The organism is Pantoea sp. GM01, assembly GCF_000282675.1.
GTDB lineage: Bacteria > Pseudomonadota > Gammaproteobacteria > Enterobacterales > Enterobacteriaceae > Pantoea > Pantoea nemavictus.
Genome location: NZ_AKIU01000097.1, coordinates 1 through 18,541 on the forward strand (window position 1 = coordinate 1; position 18,541 = coordinate 18,541).

General features: G+C 54.8%; 27 protein-coding genes. 17 read left to right on the forward strand and 10 right to left on the reverse strand.

From position 1 onward, the window contains the following. Positions 1-20: 20 nt before the first annotated feature. From PMI17_RS24155 to PMI17_RS24185, 7 genes are all read right to left on the reverse strand, one after another. Positions 21-527: a hypothetical protein gene (locus PMI17_RS24155; protein ID WP_007893976.1), complete on the reverse strand. Its 507-nt coding sequence runs from the start codon at positions 525-527 to the stop codon at positions 21-23. A gap of 71 nt (positions 528-598) precedes the next feature. Further along, complete coding sequence (locus PMI17_RS24160; protein WP_007893979.1) at positions 599-787, reverse strand: hypothetical protein; 189 nt, start codon at positions 785-787, stop codon at positions 599-601. Position 788: 1 nt separating this feature from the next. Beyond that, complete coding sequence (locus PMI17_RS24165; RefSeq protein WP_007893982.1) at positions 789-1,133, reverse strand: DUF1064 domain-containing protein; 345 nt, start codon at positions 1,131-1,133, stop codon at positions 789-791. Positions 1,134-1,242: 109 nt separating this feature from the next. Further along, positions 1,243-2,004: a replication protein P gene (locus PMI17_RS24170; protein WP_007893985.1), complete on the reverse strand. Its 762-nt coding sequence runs from the start codon at positions 2,002-2,004 to the stop codon at positions 1,243-1,245. Continuing rightward, the gene (locus PMI17_RS24175) at positions 2,001-2,819 is read right to left on the reverse strand and encodes a DnaT-like ssDNA-binding domain-containing protein (RefSeq protein WP_007893988.1); all 819 of its coding nucleotides are present in this window, start codon (positions 2,817-2,819) and stop codon (positions 2,001-2,003) included. The genes PMI17_RS24170 and PMI17_RS24175 overlap by 4 nt, the downstream gene beginning before the upstream one ends. 27 nt (positions 2,820-2,846) lie before the next feature. Further along, complete coding sequence (locus PMI17_RS24180; RefSeq protein ID WP_007893992.1) at positions 2,847-3,053, reverse strand: hypothetical protein; 207 nt, start codon at positions 3,051-3,053, stop codon at positions 2,847-2,849. A 170-nt stretch (positions 3,054-3,223) separates the two neighbouring features. Beyond that, positions 3,224-3,451 carry a hypothetical protein gene (locus PMI17_RS24185; protein WP_007893995.1) on the reverse strand — a complete coding sequence of 76 codons (228 nt, stop codon included), beginning with the start codon at positions 3,449-3,451 and terminating at the stop codon, positions 3,224-3,226. A gap of 157 nt (positions 3,452-3,608) precedes the next feature. On the opposite strand from PMI17_RS24185, the gene PMI17_RS24190 reads away from it, so the two are divergent. The 12 genes from PMI17_RS24190 (at position 3,609) to PMI17_RS24235 (ending at position 8,994) form a co-directional block, all read left to right on the forward strand. Beyond that, positions 3,609-4,175 (forward strand): helix-turn-helix transcriptional regulator, encoded by a 567-nt coding sequence (locus tag PMI17_RS24190; protein WP_007893998.1) that lies wholly within the window; start codon positions 3,609-3,611, stop codon positions 4,173-4,175. Between the two features lie 368 nt (positions 4,176-4,543). Next, positions 4,544-4,738: a hypothetical protein gene (locus tag PMI17_RS25085; protein ID WP_007894001.1), complete on the forward strand. Its 195-nt coding sequence runs from the start codon at positions 4,544-4,546 to the stop codon at positions 4,736-4,738. Between the two features lie 11 nt (positions 4,739-4,749). Next, a complete protein-coding gene (locus PMI17_RS25565) occupies positions 4,750-4,893 on the forward strand; it encodes a hypothetical protein (protein ID WP_007894004.1) in 144 nt (47 codons plus the stop codon). Positions 4,894-4,898: 5 nt separating this feature from the next. Beyond that, complete coding sequence (gene gamL, locus PMI17_RS24195) at positions 4,899-5,207, forward strand: host nuclease inhibitor GamL (protein WP_007894007.1); 309 nt, start codon at positions 4,899-4,901, stop codon at positions 5,205-5,207. After that, positions 5,197-6,042, forward strand: coding sequence for a PD-(D/E)XK nuclease-like domain-containing protein (locus PMI17_RS24200; RefSeq protein ID WP_007894010.1), 846 nt, complete (start codon positions 5,197-5,199; stop codon positions 6,040-6,042). The genes gamL and PMI17_RS24200 overlap by 11 nt, the downstream gene beginning before the upstream one ends. Position 6,043: 1 nt before the next feature. Then, a complete protein-coding gene (locus PMI17_RS24205; protein ID WP_007894013.1) occupies positions 6,044-7,045 on the forward strand; it encodes a RecT family recombinase in 1,002 nt (333 codons plus the stop codon). A gap of 58 nt (positions 7,046-7,103) precedes the next feature. Continuing rightward, positions 7,104-7,364 carry an AlpA family transcriptional regulator gene (locus PMI17_RS24210; RefSeq protein WP_007894015.1) on the forward strand — a complete coding sequence of 87 codons (261 nt, stop codon included), beginning with the start codon at positions 7,104-7,106 and terminating at the stop codon, positions 7,362-7,364. Continuing rightward, positions 7,364-7,555, forward strand: a complete 192-nt coding sequence (locus tag PMI17_RS24215) for an ANR family transcriptional regulator (protein WP_007894018.1) — start codon at positions 7,364-7,366, stop codon at positions 7,553-7,555. The genes PMI17_RS24210 and PMI17_RS24215 overlap by 1 nt, the downstream gene beginning before the upstream one ends. 7 nt (positions 7,556-7,562) lie before the next feature. Further along, on the forward strand, positions 7,563-7,850 hold the full coding sequence (locus PMI17_RS24220; protein WP_007894021.1) for a hypothetical protein: 288 nt from the start codon (positions 7,563-7,565) through the stop codon (positions 7,848-7,850). Between the two features lie 75 nt (positions 7,851-7,925). After that, complete coding sequence (locus PMI17_RS24225) at positions 7,926-8,279, forward strand: hypothetical protein (protein WP_007894024.1); 354 nt, start codon at positions 7,926-7,928, stop codon at positions 8,277-8,279. After that, entirely contained in the window at positions 8,276-8,824 is a 549-nt protein-coding gene (locus PMI17_RS24230) for a phage N-6-adenine-methyltransferase (RefSeq protein WP_007894033.1), read from the forward strand. Before PMI17_RS24225 ends, PMI17_RS24230 begins: the two co-directional genes overlap by 4 nt. Further along, positions 8,821-8,994: a hypothetical protein gene (locus PMI17_RS24235; protein ID WP_007894037.1), complete on the forward strand. Its 174-nt coding sequence runs from the start codon at positions 8,821-8,823 to the stop codon at positions 8,992-8,994. Before PMI17_RS24230 ends, PMI17_RS24235 begins: the two co-directional genes overlap by 4 nt. On the opposite strand, the gene PMI17_RS24240 is transcribed toward PMI17_RS24235, so the two are convergent. Continuing rightward, complete coding sequence (locus tag PMI17_RS24240) at positions 8,979-10,235, reverse strand: site-specific integrase (RefSeq protein WP_007894041.1); 1,257 nt, start codon at positions 10,233-10,235, stop codon at positions 8,979-8,981. The two genes, PMI17_RS24235 and PMI17_RS24240, sit on opposite strands and share 16 nt — an antisense overlap. A 259-nt stretch (positions 10,236-10,494) precedes the next feature. On the opposite strand from PMI17_RS24240, the gene PMI17_RS24245 reads away from it, so the two are divergent. The 3 genes from PMI17_RS24245 (at position 10,495) to PMI17_RS24255 (ending at position 13,623) form a co-directional block, all read left to right on the forward strand. Then, complete coding sequence (locus tag PMI17_RS24245; RefSeq protein ID WP_007894043.1) at positions 10,495-11,400, forward strand: ParB/Srx family N-terminal domain-containing protein; 906 nt, start codon at positions 10,495-10,497, stop codon at positions 11,398-11,400. Positions 11,401-11,521: 121 nt separating this feature from the next. Next, positions 11,522-12,262, forward strand: coding sequence for a response regulator transcription factor (locus PMI17_RS24250; protein ID WP_007894045.1), 741 nt, complete (start codon positions 11,522-11,524; stop codon positions 12,260-12,262). Beyond that, positions 12,259-13,623, forward strand: coding sequence for an ATP-binding protein (locus PMI17_RS24255; RefSeq protein WP_007894046.1), 1,365 nt, complete (start codon positions 12,259-12,261; stop codon positions 13,621-13,623). Before PMI17_RS24250 ends, PMI17_RS24255 begins: the two co-directional genes overlap by 4 nt. On the opposite strand, the gene PMI17_RS24260 is transcribed toward PMI17_RS24255, so the two are convergent. Continuing rightward, the gene (locus PMI17_RS24260; protein WP_007894055.1) at positions 13,613-15,559 is read right to left on the reverse strand and encodes a TonB-dependent receptor domain-containing protein; all 1,947 of its coding nucleotides are present in this window, start codon (positions 15,557-15,559) and stop codon (positions 13,613-13,615) included. The genes PMI17_RS24255 and PMI17_RS24260 overlap by 11 nt on opposite strands. A gap of 126 nt (positions 15,560-15,685) precedes the next feature. Further along, entirely contained in the window at positions 15,686-16,780 is a 1,095-nt protein-coding gene (locus PMI17_RS24265) for a tRNA-dihydrouridine synthase (protein WP_007894058.1), read from the reverse strand. 102 nt (positions 16,781-16,882) lie between these two features. Between PMI17_RS24265 and PMI17_RS24270 the strand changes: the two genes are divergently transcribed. Together PMI17_RS24270 and PMI17_RS24275 are read left to right on the forward strand one after the other, a co-directional pair. Continuing rightward, positions 16,883-17,767 (forward strand): LysR family transcriptional regulator, encoded by an 885-nt coding sequence (locus PMI17_RS24270; RefSeq protein WP_007894060.1) that lies wholly within the window; start codon positions 16,883-16,885, stop codon positions 17,765-17,767. Between the two features lie 65 nt (positions 17,768-17,832). Beyond that, on the forward strand, positions 17,833-18,378 hold the full coding sequence (locus tag PMI17_RS24275) for an NUDIX hydrolase (RefSeq protein WP_007894063.1): 546 nt from the start codon (positions 17,833-17,835) through the stop codon (positions 18,376-18,378). Positions 18,379-18,541: the final 163 nt, after the last annotated feature.

Sequence of the window (18,541 nt, forward strand, 5' to 3'; positions counted from 1 at the left end):
CGTTAAAGATGATTGGACGCTCACGCATGGTTCGCTCCTTCGGTGTTGCCAGTGTGGAGTTGGTTGCGATCTGGTGACTGTAGGTAGTGGTTGATTACCGCAGTGATGACAAGCTCCGCGTTGTCTATATACACTCCATCCTCATCGCAATGAATCTTGGCCGTGTCGTGAAAAACGTCTGTTAGCTTATTCATCAGGTTCTCATCTGGATAAACCGGGATAAATATCGCATCGCGGCGGGAAATTTCTTCCTGCGCCTCATCCAGCTTTTGCTGCAGGGCGTCACGTTCTGCTTTCAGAGCATTTATCGCTTTAACCACACAGCCCACGCCATCCTCGCCAATTGCTTCCATCATGGATTTTTCCCAAACCATTTCAGCCTGCATGTGAGCGTCACCGCGAACCAGCGCCACATCGAGGCGCGTAGCTAACTCAGCCACGTAATCATTGCCCATAGCCTTAGCAAGCTTATGACCACCGATAACTAAATCTTTGCTATTAACTTGGCTTAACTGTTGATTTTCCATATATATTTTTCACCTCAGACCGTTGCGTGATATTACGTTTTGCGCACTTAACACGTTTTAGCGCGCTGTTTTTAACTCGTTTTACGGAACAACTCGTGCACGAATGCCGCACACAGAGTGGAGATAATCAGCACGCCAGAGCCTGCAAGCAGCACATCCGTTTCGTTCAGTGCACCGCCTGATAGCGCTAATGCTGCTGTCACTGCTGCGGCGCATGCGACGTACGCTATAACCGCTGCTTTGTTCGCGCTGACTGCCATTTCAGAACTCCTCGATTTCCCAGCCGCCACCGGCGGAAGCCTTGCGCGCTGACACTGCGATGATGCGGATCGGGTACTGGTCGGCGGCCACTTTGGTTTTAACCCTCGCATCATCGGTCCAGAAACCTTTCACCTCGTGCAGTTCCAGCTCACCGTTTGCCTGCATTACTGCGAAATCCGGCGTGTAAAACGTCTTATCCGCCAGCCGCAGCTTGATACCTTCGAACCGGTACCAGGCGATTTCCCCGGCGCGCAGGCGCAGCTCCAGCTGCTGTGCGTATGCCTGTTCGGTCTTGTTCATGGCGCCAGCTTTCAACCGGCCCAGCGCCTGGAGTTTCTTACGCATCGTGCATTACCTTATTGGTGATATAATTACCATTATGGTAATTCTTTTCAAGTGTTAAGCCGTCTTTTTCAACATTAAATTACCTTTTTGGTAATTATTTTGGGCATAGCTAAACCTTCATGCCTGATGCCTTGCGTCGCTTGTATTCTTCGTACAGCCATTGGGCCGGGGTGACACTCCCAAGATAGGCCGCGTTCGGCATGCTCCGGTGTTCGTGGGCCTCAGTGAACGAGTGCTGTTCTGTCTGCACCGGGATCGGCTTGTCCAGCGTCTGCACCGGATTCGGTACCTGTTCGCCTGCTGCGACTTTCTTCGACCATTCCGCCATCTTGCGCGACATGAAGTTTTCCACTTCCGGCTCTGTCATGCAGCGCTGATACATCGCGCGGCGCGCTTCAGTCACGAGCCAGTACATGATCGGCTTACTCCAGCTGAAAGCCTCTGGTGTGGTGTACTGCCCTTTGTCGCGGTTGTAGCGGCGGAATTCGTCCATCGCCTCTTCAAGGCTGACGCCGAGCACGGTGGTGCTGTCTTTGCACCAGGACACGAACTGTCCAGGCGACGGCCAGAATGGTGATGTGCTGGCGCGAGCGTGTCGCATGCCGGCTGAAAGCTGCTCAAGGGTGCGAATACCTCCCTCGGCAAACGCTGCTGTCCACTGGCGTTTGGCTGCGGTTTCGTGAGCATCACTTTTCAGTGCGGTCTGCTCTGCTGCCGGGAATACCAGCTTCAGCTGATTGAACAGCTTATCCACCAGTCTGGCCGCTTCTAAGTTCACAACGTTGTCACCGGTCGGCTGACCCTGATTAGCCATGCTGGCCAGTGCCACCCCGTTGCGGTTTTGTACTGCATCAAACAGATCACGGTTCATATAAAATTCTCCCAGCCTTCGCGGCTGTTCCAGTGTGGTACTGATTCAGGCTCTTTAGCTTTTCTGGCTCTGACGACAACCAGGCTGCGAGCTAACTTTTGTTCCCATTGCGATTGGTGAAACGCCTTGCCCTCTGCCTTCCAGTAACTGGCGAAGCTGGCTATCTCTTCAGGTGTGGCCGGTTTATCAAGCCTGAACCCCCACAGTGATGCTAGCCGGACGAAGTCTGCCGATGGCTGCCAGCCTTCGAACATCGTGAACTTTCCATCCACCATTGCACCGGCTGACGGTGGCACATGGTTATCGATGATGGCGTTCGCTGCCTTTGGGGATGGAGTCGAAAAATTCTCGCGCGCGTTATGTGGGGTTTTATCTTTTAGATCTTCTCTTCTCTTCTCTTCTCTGGTCACGCTTTTGTCACGCTGTGAGCGTGACGATTTACTGACAGTTTCATCAGCGTCTTTTGCGCGCTTGTTTGCCTGCCGTTCCGCGTCAGTGGCGCGTTTCTTCGCTCCTTTACCGTTATGGCGGTCGAAATTCGGAAACAATAAATCGCCATTTTCGCCTTCTTCCAGCCATGCAACTCTGTCATCTAACAAAGCTGTCGCGAATCCGTCACAGTCAACGACACGATCTAGTAGCTTTTTTGTCACGCTGCGAGCGTGACCATTTATGGTGTTCACATCGGCCCAGCACCAGAGGCGCATAAGCTTGCCGAGAACGGTGTCCACATCGAGATCGAGAATCTCCGCCAGTTGGAAAACCTCAATCTTTTGAGATGTGGCAATTTCAATTTTTATCCAGTCACCGGCCATATAAGCCTCCCGTGTTGGCTTTTACTTTCATGCAGCCGCCTGACGTGCCTGTTTGGATTTTTTCAACAGATCTGAACGGGCCTTAGCCGCTTTCTTCGCCCGTTCGTTATTGCACGCAACGCACTCTCCGCTGACGGCATAACGCTCGCTGTCATGGTTGTGAATGCACTTTTTGCCGGTGTAATAACGCGTCAGGCCGTTCTCAAGCGCGTGACGCTGCGTAACAATTTTCATAATTGTGACCTTCGCTTGTTATTTATCTTTGGCTATTTTCACGCAACCAGCGACAAGATCAAGTCATAAATGAATATTTGGTAACGATTGTATGATTTGTAAGGGAATTTAGCAGACTTTTCTGAGAACTAAGCCGCCGGGGATGGCGGCATAATGGGGGCTGGTGTTGGTCAGGCTGCGGAGTAAAAGAACGAAACCAGCTGATCTTTGCTGATTTCCGGGTTAATGCTGATACATGCTTTATGAAGATTATTCATAAGGTTACGACTTGGAACGCGGCGCTTATATACCAGGTGTGTCACGATGTATTTCTTGGTGGTCTCGGCTTCGTCTGCCAGCTGCTTCTTTTCAGCGGATGACAAACCCTGCCAGAACTCTTTGAAGTCAAAAGCCTGCATACGGGCCTCCAGATAACGATTTCAACTCATTGATTGTTACCTAACTGGTGGCGGGAAGCAATGATAATTACCATTTTGGTTAATTTACCAGATTGGTAACTTGGGCCACAATATGGCCTGTTCAGCAACACATACGAATTATCTATCCGGGAAACAAATGAGATCTATCACAGAGATCAGACGCTCCAATCTGATTTACATCATCGAGACGCAATTTGGCGGAAACAAGACCGCTACTGCTGAAGCTATAGGCGTTCAGCCCAACCTGGTCAGCAGGTGGAGCGGTGTGAAACCGATAGGCGGCAATGCGGCGAGAAAGATAGAAACGAAGCTTGCCCTGGAAAGTTACTGGATGGATCGCGACCGCGAAAATTCGACACCTGAGGTAGCTGATACTGCGATTGGTGCAATCATCTCACGCAACCTGCGCGAGTGGATGGATAGCAGCGAAACCCTGAACACACAGGGGAAACTGCAGAAAGCCAGCTCTGTTTCACAGTCCACTATTCAGCGCGTTCTGAGCCGCGAAGTAGATCCGACTGTCAGCGTCATTAACAGCATTGCCGGTGCATTTGGTCGCTATGGCTATGAACTGCTTATGCCGTCTGCTGATTCACGTCAGATCACATATGACCGGGACGCCTATCACGCGCTGCCGGAAGATGAGAAAGAGAAAATTCACAGCTTCATCGAGTTCGTGATCAGCCAGAGTAAGAAGGGCTAACCCACTTCCCCCTGTCGGTATAGCCGCGGCACGCACGCGGAAACCGGCGACGGTATTTCATGAAAATTTACCGTCAGCGCCTGCCCTGCATGTCATCCCCAGCCACCTGGCTGCTAACCAGTCACGTCAAAATTAATTACCAATTTGGTAACTTTTTCTCTCGTTAACGATTGACACCGCCTGCGATCTGATTATTATTAGGCTCAACAGTTACCATTTTGGTAATTATAAAGCTCTTTAAAAATCAGGAACGGGCAATCACAACCCTTAATCTGGCCGCCCACCAGATGGCACGGATAACCCGTCAAACCGGAATGCCTGTCTGGAAAGTGACAGCAGTTAACCCATCTACCTGTCAGGAGATAGCTATGGCGATCACCAGCAGAACGGGAGAAACGCTAGTCGTGACGCGGCTTGCCTGCCGGTATCTCTGGCGGATCACCTGTTTATCTTCCCGTAGTTCTGAAACCGTTAACCGCGACCAGTTCCGAAAAATTGTCCTCCAGGCTTATGGTCTGGCCGGGCGCTGGCGTGGAATAAATCGTTACCAAAACGGTAACTAACGAGGTTCGCTATGAAATTTAGTTACCAGAACAAGATGTATTTAATTACCGTCTGCGGCCTCGGCATTCAGAAATCGTTCGCTGATTTCTCTGAAGGCGTGCAGTGGGCATTCACACAAAAGATGGCCGCCAGCTGCGCGGCTGAAATGGAGTAACGGCAATGGGTGCATATTCAAATCACTACATCGCGGAGGCGCAGCGCCAGCAGGTTTATGAAGATACCCTGTTGCGCGAACAGTGGATCTGCGACCGGGCGGAAGAGCTGAAAGACAAGTGGCCGGAAGATCTGACAACGCTTGCCAATCCTTTCCAGTTCAAAAATCTGCCTGGCTTCCTGACCGACGAAGCGCAGGACGCATATGCGGATTTGGTGCATCGCGTCTGCACTGCACAGGCTGAAAGCGACTGGAAGTTGCGTGAGTTTCTCGGGCCAGTAATGTTCGCCGAGGTTCACGCCAATGACAGTTAATCCCCCGCAATTCGCCCCGGTTGATCCGGGGCTTTATCTGGACATCAGCAACGAGGCTTATCACGCGGGTGCCGGTGTCAGTAAATCCATGCTCGACGCCGTGGCTGTTAACCCGGCGGTTATCCCGTGGCGCAAAACTGCGCCCGTTGATACCGAAAAGCTGAAAGCGCTGGATATGGGTACCGCCCTGCACTGCCTGCTGCTGGAGCCGGAGGAGTTCGATAAGCGCTTTATCGTCGCACCAGAGTTCAACCGCCGCTCCAACCAGGGCAAAGCCGATGAAGCCGCATTCCTTAAAGATTGCGAAGGCCTGGGCAAAACAGTGATGGACGCCGAGCAGGGCCGCAAGCTCCAGCTAATGCGCGGCAGCGCAATGGCCTACCCACCAGCGCGGTGGTTACTGGAAGCTGATGGCCACTGCGAAGCATCCATTTACTGGGATGACGAAGAGACCGGCGAGCTGTGCCGTATCAGGCCGGATCGCTACCTCACCGGGCAGCCGGTAATCGTGGACGTGAAGAAAGTGGCAGACATGGACCGCTTCGCGCGTCACGTCGAGGAGTTTCGTTATCACGTGCAGCACGCAATGTACTGCGACGGCTTCTATCAGCATTTCTACGAATACCCGCAGTTCGTGTTTATCGCAGTAAGCGAAACCATCGACTGTGGCCGCTATCCGGTACGCGTCTTCGAACTTGAACCGGAAGACGCCGAAGCAGGTCACCGGCTTTACCGCCGGGATCTGAACACCTATCACCAGTGCCGCATCAGCAACAGCTGGGGCGGAATTGAAAAACTTAGTCGCCCGGCGTGGGCGCGCAAACAGGATCAATGACATGGCCAATCAGTTAATCACGAACGAGTCCACCAGCACCGCCGCTACCATCTTCAACCCACAAAGCCTGATGCAGCTGCAGCAGTTTGCACAGGTGATGTCAGAGGGCGTTGTGGCAATCCCGCAGCACCTGCGAGGCAAGCCTGCTGACTGCCTGGCTGTCACCATGCAGGCGGCGCAGTGGGGTATGAACCCTTACGCGGTGGCGCAGAAAACGCACATCGTTAACGGCGCGCTGGGCTACGAGGCGCAGCTGGTGAATGCGGTGGTGTCCTCCTCCAACCTTCTCGCCAGCCGCATTAATTATAGCTGGAGCGGCGACTGGTCGAAGTGCACCGGCAAAAACGATAAGTCGGATGGCCTGACCGTTACGGTGTCAGCCGTCATCAAAGGCGAGAGCGAACCGCGCGAACTGACCATCAGCATGGCGCAGGCTGGCGTGCGAAATTCGCCACTGTGGGAGCAGGATCCGAAGCAGCAGTTGGCATACCTGTGCACTAAGCGCTGGGCGCGCCTGCATGCTCCTGACGTGCTGCTGGGCGTATACACGCCGGATGAGCTGGACGAAGCACCACGCGGCGAACGCGACATCACACCGGCGCGCAGCACCGCCGAGCTGAACACTCTGATCGGCAGCGAACAATCAAACGCTGAGCAGCCACAGGAAGACGCTGAGCTAATCAGACAGCTCGGCGTAATGATTGAGGAAGCTAACAGCGTTGAGAGCGCTGAGGCAGCAGGCAACGCGATTAACGCCGCAAAAGATAGCCTGACTGAATCAACGTTCCGTTCGCTGCGTTCTCGCGCTGGAAAGGTGTACCAGCACCACGACGCGCGCCGCCAGATTGAAGCAGCGATCAACAGTCTGGACAGCAGCGCGCCGGACGCGAAAGAAACTTTCCAGAAGGTTGAAGCAGAACTGCAGAAGCTTAAGGGCAAGCTGGGCGATTTTTACGAAGGCTTCAGCATCACCCTAGCCGATATGCGTGCCGAATACGTTTAACCAACACCAGTGAAAACCACAGGGCGCCGCAGAGCGCCCTTTTCTTTGGAGAGAAATTATGAAAGGTGCAATCCGTAAAGACCAGCTGCTGGTAAAGGTTCCACTGTCTGAGTACACCATCACTGAGATGGAAAAGCGCGGCGAGTTTCCGAAGCGCTTCCAGCTTACCAACCGAACTGTCGCGTGGAACTGCGATGAAGTTGAAGCCTGGCTCGATGCGCGCCAGAAAAACCCGGCTCAGGCCGATCCTTCACTGGCTGCGAAATTCGAAGCCAACCCCAACCACCAGAAGCGCAGCGCTATGCGTATGGCAGGTTGATGATGACCATCGCCTACCGAAACCTTTCCACGAATGCCGCGGTGCGTGAGCGCCTCGGCGATTTTAATGTCGCTGCTGATTTCTGGACAGCCGCCAGAGCCAATGCTCGCGGCGGTAATCAGGAATGGGCAGCAAATCGAGCTGACTTCTGCCAGAAAATGGCGCAGCAGCAGGCTAACCAGCAGCAGTGAGGTGAGTATGGAAATTGACGATTACATGAAGCTGCCTCGGCATCGAATGCCTAAGCTGGGTCGCGTGGTTGAGGTTGACTTGGGTGTTCTGCGAAACGGTATTGGTTCCGGTGGCGGCGCTATCTTCGACATCGACACGGTTATTAAGCGTAAGGTTCGCCGCGTGATGGATGTTAACGGTTGGCGCTGGCAGCTGGCGCGTGAGCACCGCGATAGAGAGTCATGGGACTACTGCTTTGAATACGACAGAGAGCAGGTAGTCAATCTGAACTATGAGTTCGGACTAATAAAATAACCCGCCCCGAGCGGGTTTCTTTTTTTTCATCGCACATCACCGCCGCCTGGCGGTATTTTTTTGCCCGAGGTTCCCATGACTACACGCAAATTAATTCTGGCGTACCTGCTGCGCCACGGCACCACCACTTCCACCAGCATTTATCTGTACGTCGTGCAGCAAGGCGGCACCCACAAGGCTGCGATGTCGATGCTCAGCGACATGGTTGATAAGGGCGAGGTGATGCGCCACAAGCACAAAAATTCTTCCACCTGCTGGCTGTCAGATCCCGATGCGGCTATCCGTCAAATTGGTAGTGATGAAGTCACGCCGGTAGCGCGGCGAGGCATGCCGATAGCTTACAACTGCATCTTTGATGAGTGCCGGGAGAACAGTCAGGTGTATCAGTTCGATCGCCTGCTGCGTTCGGCGCGGGAGGTTCGGGCATGACCGAGCATGCGAGCAATACGCCGCTGGAACACAGAGACAGCTGGCGCACGCCGCCGGAGTTGTTCGCCGGCATCAACGCTGAGTTCCGTTTCGTCGGAGACGTGGCCGCCTCCGCTGAGAACGCGCTGCACCAGCACTACCTCACAGAGCAGCAGGAAGCGCTGCAGGTTAACTGGCTCCAGCACTTTGGCAGCGGCTTCGTCTGGTGCAATCCGCCCTATTCCGACATCACGCCATGGGTGGAGAAAGCCAGCCTGGAATGCGCCAACGGCATCGGCACGGTGATGCTGGTTCCGGCTGACACATCGGTCGGCTGGTTCAAAGCAGCGCGGCAGGCGTGCACTGAGGTGCGTTTCATCACTGGCGGGCGCCTGTCATTCATCCGCGCTGACACCGGCAAGCCTGTCAACGGCAACAACAAAGGCTCAATGCTTATTATCTGGAATCCGTTCCGCCCCGCCGCCGGTCACACCGGTTATGTGGATCGCGATACGCTCATGCAGATCGGGCGATTGTTCATTTCTCGGCAGGGAGCGGCAGCATGATCATCTTCACGCTCTACCTGATAATCGCTGCCTACCTGCTCGGCAAACTGGAGGATGCTCCGCACTCACCGGCAACCATTCTTATCTGTCTTTTCTGGCTGCCGGCCGGTCTGTGTTATCTCTCAGCCAGGCTGGCATTGCACACTCTCGACGATCACGCCGAACGCTGATTCATCCACTGCTCAAACTTCAGCGGCGAGAACGGTACCAGATCGTCAAGACTCCCATCTATCCACCCATCCACCATGTCGGCCCACTGCTGCAGCATGTACGTGCGTTGCGGAAGGTATTCTGCTTTGTTGTATACCGCACGCACTCCAACCTGCTCATGGGCCAGACACTTTTCAATCCAGTCTGATGGATAGCCCGCTTCATGCAAAAGCGTGCTGGCGGTTCTTCTCAGATCATGCACCGAATAATCTCCAATCGACTCCCCTTCTTTCCTTGCGGTATCAATAGTGATGTTCATAACGCGGTTGAGAGTAGAATTAGAGATCGTTTTGCTAGAATCGTACCTGCCAGATATCAATAAACCCTTTCCTTCAGAATAAATTTTTAATGTTGCTAAAAGTACCTCTGCCTGATCTGACATAGGCACTAAGTGTGGGCGCCTTGCCTTCATGCGTTCCGCGGGAATGGACCACAATTTTTTTTCGCGATCGAACTCTGCCCAGTCAGCTGCCACCAGCTCACTTTTCCTAACCAGGGTGATAGCTATAAAACGTAGCGCGATTTTTAAGGACTCCATCGTCTGCACTTTTTTTATGGTTCGGAAAAATATCCCTAACTCTGCAGGCTTCATTGCAGATTTACGCGGCGTAAACTTGGCTATTGAGTTAGCTCTGATATTTTTGGCAGGGCATTTATATTCATACCCCTGATCATTGGCGTACCGGTATACGTAGGAAATAATATCCCGCACCTGCACCGCAGTAGACCTCCCTCCGCGTTCCACAATTTTGTTGCACAAATCCCTCACCATGCGAGTGCTGACCTCAGTCATTAGCTTTTTGCCGAGGTTTGGAATGATGTCCCGATCAATAACGGATTTCCTCATGGCGCGTGTGCTGTCTGCCAGGCGGACATTTTGCATATACTTCTCTATGAATTCCTCCAGCCTCTCAACGCCGGAAGCCTGAAGCTTGCCATATTTTTTGGCGGCAGCAGGTGACTCGCCAGCGGATATGAGTTTTTTTGCGGCGTTCAGTTCTTCGCGTGCCTCTGCAAGACTAATACCGTTAGAGCCATATTTACCGATCGTCAGCGTTTCGCGGCGCCCGTTGAACCGATAATCATATCGAAAAGAAATAGTGCCGCCTGGCTGAACGGAAACATACAGCCCTTCACGGTCCGTTACCTTGTAGGCTTTATCCGCTGGTTTGAGGTTTTTAAGTTTGGTATCTGTCAGCATGAGGAAACTCCAGCACAAAACCACCACCAATCTGGTGACGGTAAAAAACGCGAGAGTAACCAATTTGGTCAATACCGTCAAAGATACCGACAAAAAAATGAGGCTTTCACCAATCGGTAGCAATCGTTACCAAGACATAAGTAGCGGGCTAGCAAGGTGTTGGAAGGGATCAGTCAATTGTATTCAATCGTAGCCAATATGCAGGACACAATACTAATGCTATTGTGCGCGTCTGTGACAGGCGATTTGAGGAGAGGGAATGAGAAGATCACCATGGTCAATTCTGGCGTTGTTATGGTCAGCCGGACAGGCATCCGCCGCGCTGCCCACCGACATCAAAGCCGGAGACATTGTGCAAGTGCAGCTGGCGCAGCTGCATCCCACGCAGGCGGCGATTGGTTATCGTCAACTGGATTACAAGCAGCATCGTTATGAAGCCGAACCGAAAAAGCTGTTTGATGATTATTGCGAAAGCATGGGTCAGAAGGGCGTGGATAAATTTGATGCGCAATCACGCCTCTCGCATCCCAGCAGCTTCAGCTGTAAAGCGCCGGTTGGTAGCGATCCGGGCCCGATGAAAACCGCGGTAATCGCGCCGGATAACGTGCTGTACCTTACCGATGGTCATCACACTTTCAGCAATTTCGCCGATATCGCCGGCCTCAACACGCCGGTGCAGGTGCGCATTACTGATGACTTCCGCAGCCTGAAAACCATGCCGGCGTTCTGGCAAAAAATGGTGGCGGCTCATCTGGTGTGGCTGGATACGCCATCCGGTAAAATTAACCCGGATGCGCTGCCCAAAGAGCTCGGTCGCCAGCACATGCAGAATGATGAATATCGCTCGCTGGTCTACTTCGTGCGCGATATTGGCTTTGAGAAAGAGCAGAATCCGCCGCCGTTCCTCGAATTCTTCTGGGGCCAATGGCTGGAAACTCAGCTATCGCTGAAGAACTTTGACCCTAGCAATCGCAGCGGCTATGCCAAAGCCGTGGAAATCATCGCTGAGAAGATCACCCGCGTGCCGAAAGAGACGGTAATTGCGCAGAGCGATAGCGGCCCGCTGACGGCAGAGCGTCTTGGTGCGCGTAACAAAGTGAATCAAAAGAAATTGGATAAGCTGACCGCGGATAACGGCAAATTGAGCTGGGCTTTCGCCCACTAATTTCTTGCCTGGCGGAGGTTCTCTCCGCCTTAGCGCGCAGTTGTAGTTGCAGATGAAAAGCATTCTCAATTAAGCTACGGCTCTTTGCCGCCTGGGCACGCTTTTCTCTGGAACACCCGCCATGCACGCTACGCCAGCACCGATGAAAATTCTGGTGGTTGACGATCACCGTAAAATCCGCGAGCCCCTTGCCACCTATCTGCGGCGCCAGCACTTTGCGGTGGTCACCGCCGAAGATGCTGCCTCACTTTGGACCTTGTTGCGCACCACACGCTTTGATCTGATTGTGTTGGACGTGATGTTACCCGACGGCGACGGCATGCAGCTTTGCCAGCAGATTCAACGTCACTACCGAACGCCGGTGATCCTGTTAACCGCGCGTGATGCCCTGGACGATCGCGTTGCCGGGCTTGAACGCGGTGCCGATGATTATGTGGTGAAACCTTTTGAACCGCGCGAGTTACTGGCACGCATTCATACGGTGCTGCGACGTGCCGTACGCCAGCCCAGCACGCCGCGCGCAAAGCCACAGCCTGTGGTGCACGCGGTGCACTTTTCCGATCTGATATTCAATCCCGCCTCACGGGTGGTGAGCAACCCACAGCAGCAAGCCGTGCGCCTCAGCACGATGGAATCCAAACTGCTAACGGCCTTTCTCGCGCATCCTTATCAGGTGTTAAGTCGGGAAGCGCTGATGGATCACTGCGTAGCGCCAGGTAATGAAGTCTTTGATCGCGCTATCGATCGCCAGGTGAGCCGTCTGCGCATCAAACTGGAACAGGTTCTGCCTGGCAGCGTGCTGCTGGATACCGTGTGGGGCGAGGGTTATCGCTTTACCGCTGAGGTGCAGCTAACAGCATGATGCAGAAACTGCGTACGCTGCTGCCGACGCGCATGATGAGCCAGCTCGCCTGCCTGATGATTCTCGCGTTGCTGTTTGCCAACCTCGCCGCCGTGACCGCAACACAATTTTTGGGCAATTTGCTCTCGCCTGCCATGCGCAACATTGCCGTCGAGCGCCTGGTGCTGGCCTATCACGAAAGTCTGAGCGGCGGAGAGAACTTCTCGTTAACACGCGCCGATGGGGCGCGCTTTTGGCTGGCAGCGCATCCGGAAGTGTTGGACTTTAGTATGCGCGAGGAGGAGCAACGCCTGCGCGACTCGCTAATGAGCCAGCTGGCATTAAGCCATCCTGCAAGCGTAACCCTGCAGCTCGAAAGTGCCGATGGCGGCCTGGCGCGCAGACACATCTTCAGCGCCGCGCGCCACCAGCCGCTGCGCCTGCGCGCGACCCTTGCCCTGCCCGATGGCCGTTTCTTTAATAGCGTGCAATCGGTGATGCCCGCCTACGAGTGGACGCAACTCTTGTCATTTTCTCTGCCGATTGTCAGCGTGCCGCTGCTGTTGCTCAGCCTCTATTTTATCTATCGCGTTGTCAGGCCGATTCGTCGCCTGGCAACTGCCGCAGAGGCAATCAGCCGCGGCGAAGGGAGCAGCACGCTGCCGCTCAGCGGACCGCAGGAGTCGCGGGAGTTAACCCAGGCTTTCAACCTGATGCAGCTTCGGCTGGCGCGCCATCTTGATAGCCGCACGCGCATGCTGGCCGCCATGAGTCACGATCTCAACACGCCGATAACGGAACTGCGTTTGCAGGTGGAATTGATGCCCGACGGCGACGCGCGTGACGATATGCTGGAGAGCCTGAACGAGCTGCGCGCCATGGTGAGTGAAACCCTGCATTTCATTCGCGGCGACGTGCAGCAGGAGCTACCGCAGCGTTGCAACCTCAGCCAGATGCTAGATGAGTTGACGCGCCGTTATCTCTCGCTGGGGAAACGCGTGCGCTGGCAAGGCGAGCCGCACAGTGAACTGATGTGTCGCCCGCTGGCGATTAAGCGCGCGCTGAGCAACCTGATCGAAAACGCGCTGTTGTATGGCGGCGAAGCTGAAGTGACGCTCATTCATCACCCAGGATGGGTGTGGATTGAAGTGCTGGATCAGGGCGCGGGGTTACCCACTGAACAGTTGGCACAGGCCTGTGAACCCTTCGTGCGTTTCAGCGAAACCGCGCGTGCCGATAACACTGCAGGCGGCGGTTTGGGCCTGGGATTAGCCATCGCCCAATCAAACATTCACGCGCACGGCGGGGAACTGATTCTGGCGAATCGTCCCCCGGCCGGTTTATGTGCCACCGTCATGCTGCCAGACGGTGTCAGAAGCTGAGCGTCACGCCCCCCCAGAAAGTACGGCCATAGTTAACCGTGCCATAGGTTTCGTCGTCCAGACGCTTGTCGCCAAGATTATAAATGGCGCCGTTTAACGTCAGGTTGTGCGTTAACTGATGCGACACACCTACATCAGCCGTGATGTAATCCGGTGCCGCTTCCGCCGTAACGCTAGTGCCATACTCTTTGCCATAGTAATTTCCGGCCGCCCACAGCTGAGTAGCGGCGCTCACACGCCATTCACTGCGCAGACTCGCTTTGTGCTTCGGCGTCAACGCCAGCGGCGCGCCACGGTTGCTGCCACTTTTCTGCTCGGAGTCGAGCCAGGTATAGTTGCCTTTCAGCGACAGCTCAGGCGTGATTTTCCAGCTGCCGGTCAACTCCACACCACGGATGACCGCTTTGTCGATATTGACGCGATCCATGACGATATAGCCATTCCAACGCTGATCGGTGGTGACCGTCGAGAGTTTGTCTTTGAAATCGTTGTAGAAAAAGGTTGCGCTGGCCGAGAGATCGTCGCGATTTGACCACATCGCCGATAGCTCATAGTTGGTACTGGTTTCCGGCTTCAGATTAGGATTGCCCAACATCGCATAGGTATTACGGCGTAGCACCGCATAATCCTCAATCACCGCTCGAATTTCTGGTGCTTTGAAACCCCGCGCCACGCCACCTTTCAAGGTCCATTCGTCACTGACATACCAGATGCCATAAATACGTGGACTGTAATGGTTGCCGTATTGCTCATGATTATCGAGACGTAAGCCACCCGTAAGCGAGAAGGATTCCAGCATGCGCCACTCATCTTCGAGGAACAGCGCGCGCTGCAATACGCTGTAGCGATGGTCCACGCGGGTACCGTCGCCCTGATTCCAATCGGTGAGCGCATTTTGCTGCCACTGGGCACCGGCTGTGGTGGTGTGATAGGCGGTTGGCATCACCAACTTCGCATCAAACACGCTGTTTTTGATGGTCGGTTTGCGGCCATAGACATCGGCTTGCGCAGGGCTGGCAAGCCCTTCGCGGCTGGTTTCTTCCTGGGAAAAGGCCAGCGTTGAGGTCGCCCAGCCCCAGCGCCCTTCATGCGCCAGCGACCAGTGGTCGCGATTGTTCTTCTGTTCACGCGTCGCCCAGTTAGCGCTCTCACCTTCCCCGTTCTTTAACCGGCTCACGCCACCTTCCAGCGTAATGTCATGCTGTGCATTCGGCGTAAACGCAAGGCGAGCGGTAATATCACGGTGATCGGCTTGGGTATAGCCGTTGGTGGTCTGCACATTGTCGTCGCCCTGACGATTGAGATAACGGCCCCATAGCTGTAAACCGAGCCGATCGGCAATCAGCGGACCGTTCAGGTAAAACTGGTTATTGCTGGCGTTGCCCTGATCCTTATGCTGGCGGACGGCATAATCCCATGAAAGTGAGCCATTCCACTGCTGGGTGACTTTGCGGGTAATAATGTTGATCACGCCGCCGATGGCATCCGATCCATACAGCGACGACATCGGCCCACGGATCACTTCGATGCGCTCGATCGCCGACGCCGGCGGAATGAAGCTCTGTTCGTAGCCCCCATTACCGTTTACGCGCGAATCGCGCCCGCTTTGACGGATGCCATCCACCAGAATCAGGGTGTAATCCCCCGGCATGCCGCGAATGGAGATATCACTTTCATTGGCGCCGCCAATCACCGCGACGCCTTCAACATCGCGTACCGCGTCAGCCAGATTGTTGATCGATCGCTTACGCAGATCGTCGCCATTGATCACCGTGACCGAGGCTGGCGCATCTTCCAGCCGCTGTTCAAATCCGGCAGCGGTCACCACCAGCGTGTCGGCGCGACTGTCATCGTCGAGCGCGAAAGCCGTTGCCGGCGTCAGCACCATCAGAAAGGCTAAAGAGAGAGGTTTTAGGGTAAAAGTCGCTGTGCGCATGATCGAATAGAGTCGTAGTTGAAAACGCGAATCATACTCATGCGCATCGGTGGAAGTTGGACAATGTTGGACAACTTCCACCGCAGGGAAAGAGATCAGGCGCGGGTCGGGCGCCGACTAACAGGTTTATACCAGTTCGCAGTTTTTCACATCTGCAGATGGCGCCAGCAGATTTTTGTCAAACTCACGCAGCTCTGCGCCATCACGAATCCGCATCGGCCAGTCAGGATTGGCCAGCGCACTTTTACCGATGGAGACATAATCTGCCCCCTGCTCCAATGCCTGCGCGGCGCGGCTGGCATCACCTAACGAACCATTGGCAACGATAGTCAGATTAGGCGCGGCCTGACGCGCCAGCTGCACCAGCGAGTAGGCTGAATCTGCAAACGCCGGCTGCAGCGCGTCATATTCGGTGAGATGCAGATAATCCACGCCCGCCTCCGCCAGCAAGGCAAACACCTGGCGCGCACCCGCTTCGCCCTCCCGCCATTTGTGGTGGAAATCATTCACTTTGCCCTGCGAAATACGCACGCCAAGGGTGGCGTCGTTGCCAACGCGCTGCCGCACTGCCGCAATCACCGCCAGCGTCAGCGACAGACGTTGCGCGATGTTGCCGCCCCAGCGATCGCTGCGCTGGTTGGTATAGTCGGTAAAGAACTGGTCGAGCAGATAGCCGTTGGCCGCGTGGATCTCGATACCATCAAAACCCGCCTCGCCGATGGCCCGCGCGGCGGCTTGCGCAAAACTGTCGATCACCTGCTGGATCTGCGCTTCATCGATTGCGTCTGGCAACGGATACGCGCCATGCCCGTGGTAAAAGCTCAGTTGCTCGCCACGCGGCGCTAGCGCTGATGGCGCAAGGGTGGTTGAGCGATAAATATTGCCCTGGGAAATCGCACCGGCATGCATCAGCTGCGCAATGATTTTGCCGCCGCGCTGATGCACTTGATCGGTGATGGCGCGCCATCCCGTACTCTGTCTGGCATTCACCAGGCCGGCCTGAAACGCATAGGTCTGCGACCAGGCTTCATCGATGTACATGCCTTCGGTGATGATGGCGCCAAAGCCACCGCGCACGAAGCGTTGATAATAGTGCCGCATACGTTCGCCCGGCACGCCGTCGACGCTAGCAGAGATGCGCGTCATGGGCGCCACCATGATGCGATTTTTCAGCACCAGTCGATTCAGCGTCCCGCTCTGGAAAAGATGTTTATCACTCATATTGCTCTCGCAGGAGAATTATCTACAGAGCGCAGTATAGTGGATGGCCATAATGACAAAAATGGCCGATGATGATACGTCTGTATAACGGAAATCGTTACAATGAACTCAAAAGATGTTGAGGTTTTCCTGATGGTATCGCAGACGCGCAGTCTGACGCAGGCGGCGCGGCGACTGAATACCACCCCGATGACCGTATCGCGCCGGCTCGCTTCGCTGGAGGAGGATCTCGGCGTACGCCTGCTGCATCGCACCACGCGCGCCATTGCGTTGACCGATGAAGGTGAAGAGTTTCTGCCCTACGCCAAAACGCTGGCAGAGACCGAGCAAAGCGCGCGCAATCTGTTCTCGCCGGATAGGCAAGGTGCCACCGGCCAGCTGCGCATTACTGCCCCTTCTGGCTTTGGCCGCCGCACCATTATCCCGTTGCTGCCCGCGCTGATGGCGGAGAATCCCGAGCTGCGGATTGAGTTTCAGCTCAGCGATAACGTCACGGATATTGTCGGGCTCGGCTACGATGTGGCAATACGCATTGCGCCGCTGCGCGATTCCCGCTTAGTGGCGCAGCGGCTGGCGGATAATCCGCGCGTATTGTGTGCTTCACCGGACTATTTAACCCGCTGCGGAACACCGCAGACGCTGGCCGACCTGCATCAGCATAACTGTCTGCGCTTATCTGGCGTGCTGCAGTGGAGCTTTATGGTTGATAACCATATTTCCACACTGAGCGTCGAAGGGCGTTTTAGCGGCAGCAACGTCGAGGGCGTGCGCACCTTGTGTGTCGCCGGGAGCGGCATCGCACAGCTCTCGGCGTGGGATGTGCAGGAGGAGTTAGCGAGCGGTGAGCTGGTCGAAATTGCCCTGCGTGATGCACAACCGCAGATTCTGGGCGTCTGGGCGCTGTTTCCCACCACCCGCCATTTACCGACACGGGTGACGGTGTTTCTGCATGCCCTGAAACAGGCGATGCAGGCGGTCGCGCAATAATTCGGATAATGCGCAGGCTTATCATGGTTATAGTTATCCACTCATCAACATCGTGGAGGCCGACAGTGAAACCTGAAATCCATACGCTCGCGTCAACTGAAATCTACCGCAATCGCTGGTTAACGCTGAAAGAGGATAAAATTCAGCGCGCCGATGGCAGCGAAGGCATCTATTCGGTGATTGAGAAGAGTGATTTTGTGGTGGTGTTGCCGGTGGAAGATGACCACATTTATGTGGTTGAACAGTATCGCTATCCGCTCGGTGAGCGCACCGTTGAGCTGCCTCAGGGCAGTTGGGAGCTTGCGCCGGATGCCTCTCCCGAAGATCTGGCTGCCGGGGAGCTGTTAGAAGAAACCGGGTTACTTGCCGGACAGCTTGATTACGTGGGTTATCAAAAGTTAGCGCAAGGCTACTCCGCCCAAGGTTATCACATTTACCTGGCACGCGATTTGACGTACCAAGGGCAAAACCTTGATGCCGAAGAAGTGGGATTAACCGCCAGAAAAATCAAAATCGATGCGTTTCTTGAATTAATTCTGGCCGGCAAGATCAGCGATGCAACATCGGTGACCGCGTTTCTGCTGGCACGGGCAAAAACGTTAATCGATTGATGTAATTTGCTCTTTTCAAGGTGCGCATGAATGCGCACCTTACGAATACCGCATTAATTTATTGTAAGGTCGCCATTCATGGCGTAATGCCGATCAGTTAAGCGCTGAGCGGCTTTCGTTCGCCCTCGGCTGGGGCAGTTTCAGCTATGCCGTGCGGCGACCG

Excerpts from the sequence above, each read along its gene's own strand:
- PMI17_RS24155 (WP_007893976.1), bottom strand. The coding sequence starts at position 527 with ATGGAAAATCAACAGTTAAGCCAAGTTAATAGCAAAGATTTAGTTATC.
- PMI17_RS24160 (WP_007893979.1), bottom strand. The coding sequence starts at position 787 with ATGGCAGTCAGCGCGAACAAAGCAGCGGTTATAGCGTACGTCGCATGC.
- PMI17_RS24165 (WP_007893982.1), bottom strand. The coding sequence starts at position 1,133 with ATGCGTAAGAAACTCCAGGCGCTGGGCCGGTTGAAAGCTGGCGCCATG.
- PMI17_RS24170 (WP_007893985.1), bottom strand. The coding sequence starts at position 2,004 with ATGAACCGTGATCTGTTTGATGCAGTACAAAACCGCAACGGGGTGGCA.
- PMI17_RS24175 (WP_007893988.1), bottom strand. The coding sequence starts at position 2,819 with ATGGCCGGTGACTGGATAAAAATTGAAATTGCCACATCTCAAAAGATT.
- PMI17_RS24180 (WP_007893992.1), bottom strand. The coding sequence starts at position 3,053 with ATGAAAATTGTTACGCAGCGTCACGCGCTTGAGAACGGCCTGACGCGT.
- PMI17_RS24185 (WP_007893995.1), bottom strand. The coding sequence starts at position 3,451 with ATGCAGGCTTTTGACTTCAAAGAGTTCTGGCAGGGTTTGTCATCCGCT.
- PMI17_RS24190 (WP_007893998.1), top strand. The coding sequence starts at position 3,609 with ATGAGATCTATCACAGAGATCAGACGCTCCAATCTGATTTACATCATC.
- PMI17_RS25085 (WP_007894001.1), top strand. The coding sequence starts at position 4,544 with ATGGCGATCACCAGCAGAACGGGAGAAACGCTAGTCGTGACGCGGCTT.
- PMI17_RS25565 (WP_007894004.1), top strand. The coding sequence starts at position 4,750 with ATGAAATTTAGTTACCAGAACAAGATGTATTTAATTACCGTCTGCGGC.
- gamL (WP_007894007.1), top strand. The coding sequence starts at position 4,899 with ATGGGTGCATATTCAAATCACTACATCGCGGAGGCGCAGCGCCAGCAG.
- PMI17_RS24200 (WP_007894010.1), top strand. The coding sequence starts at position 5,197 with ATGACAGTTAATCCCCCGCAATTCGCCCCGGTTGATCCGGGGCTTTAT.
- PMI17_RS24205 (WP_007894013.1), top strand. The coding sequence starts at position 6,044 with ATGGCCAATCAGTTAATCACGAACGAGTCCACCAGCACCGCCGCTACC.
- PMI17_RS24210 (WP_007894015.1), top strand. The coding sequence starts at position 7,104 with ATGAAAGGTGCAATCCGTAAAGACCAGCTGCTGGTAAAGGTTCCACTG.
- PMI17_RS24215 (WP_007894018.1), top strand. The coding sequence starts at position 7,364 with ATGATGACCATCGCCTACCGAAACCTTTCCACGAATGCCGCGGTGCGT.
- PMI17_RS24220 (WP_007894021.1), top strand. The coding sequence starts at position 7,563 with ATGGAAATTGACGATTACATGAAGCTGCCTCGGCATCGAATGCCTAAG.
- PMI17_RS24225 (WP_007894024.1), top strand. The coding sequence starts at position 7,926 with ATGACTACACGCAAATTAATTCTGGCGTACCTGCTGCGCCACGGCACC.
- PMI17_RS24230 (WP_007894033.1), top strand. The coding sequence starts at position 8,276 with ATGACCGAGCATGCGAGCAATACGCCGCTGGAACACAGAGACAGCTGG.
- PMI17_RS24235 (WP_007894037.1), top strand. The coding sequence starts at position 8,821 with ATGATCATCTTCACGCTCTACCTGATAATCGCTGCCTACCTGCTCGGC.
- PMI17_RS24240 (WP_007894041.1), bottom strand. The coding sequence starts at position 10,235 with ATGCTGACAGATACCAAACTTAAAAACCTCAAACCAGCGGATAAAGCC.
- PMI17_RS24245 (WP_007894043.1), top strand. The coding sequence starts at position 10,495 with ATGAGAAGATCACCATGGTCAATTCTGGCGTTGTTATGGTCAGCCGGA.
- PMI17_RS24250 (WP_007894045.1), top strand. The coding sequence starts at position 11,522 with ATGCACGCTACGCCAGCACCGATGAAAATTCTGGTGGTTGACGATCAC.
- PMI17_RS24255 (WP_007894046.1), top strand. The coding sequence starts at position 12,259 with ATGATGCAGAAACTGCGTACGCTGCTGCCGACGCGCATGATGAGCCAG.
- PMI17_RS24260 (WP_007894055.1), bottom strand. The coding sequence starts at position 15,559 with ATGCGCACAGCGACTTTTACCCTAAAACCTCTCTCTTTAGCCTTTCTG.
- PMI17_RS24265 (WP_007894058.1), bottom strand. The coding sequence starts at position 16,780 with ATGAGTGATAAACATCTTTTCCAGAGCGGGACGCTGAATCGACTGGTG.
- PMI17_RS24270 (WP_007894060.1), top strand. The coding sequence starts at position 16,883 with ATGAACTCAAAAGATGTTGAGGTTTTCCTGATGGTATCGCAGACGCGC.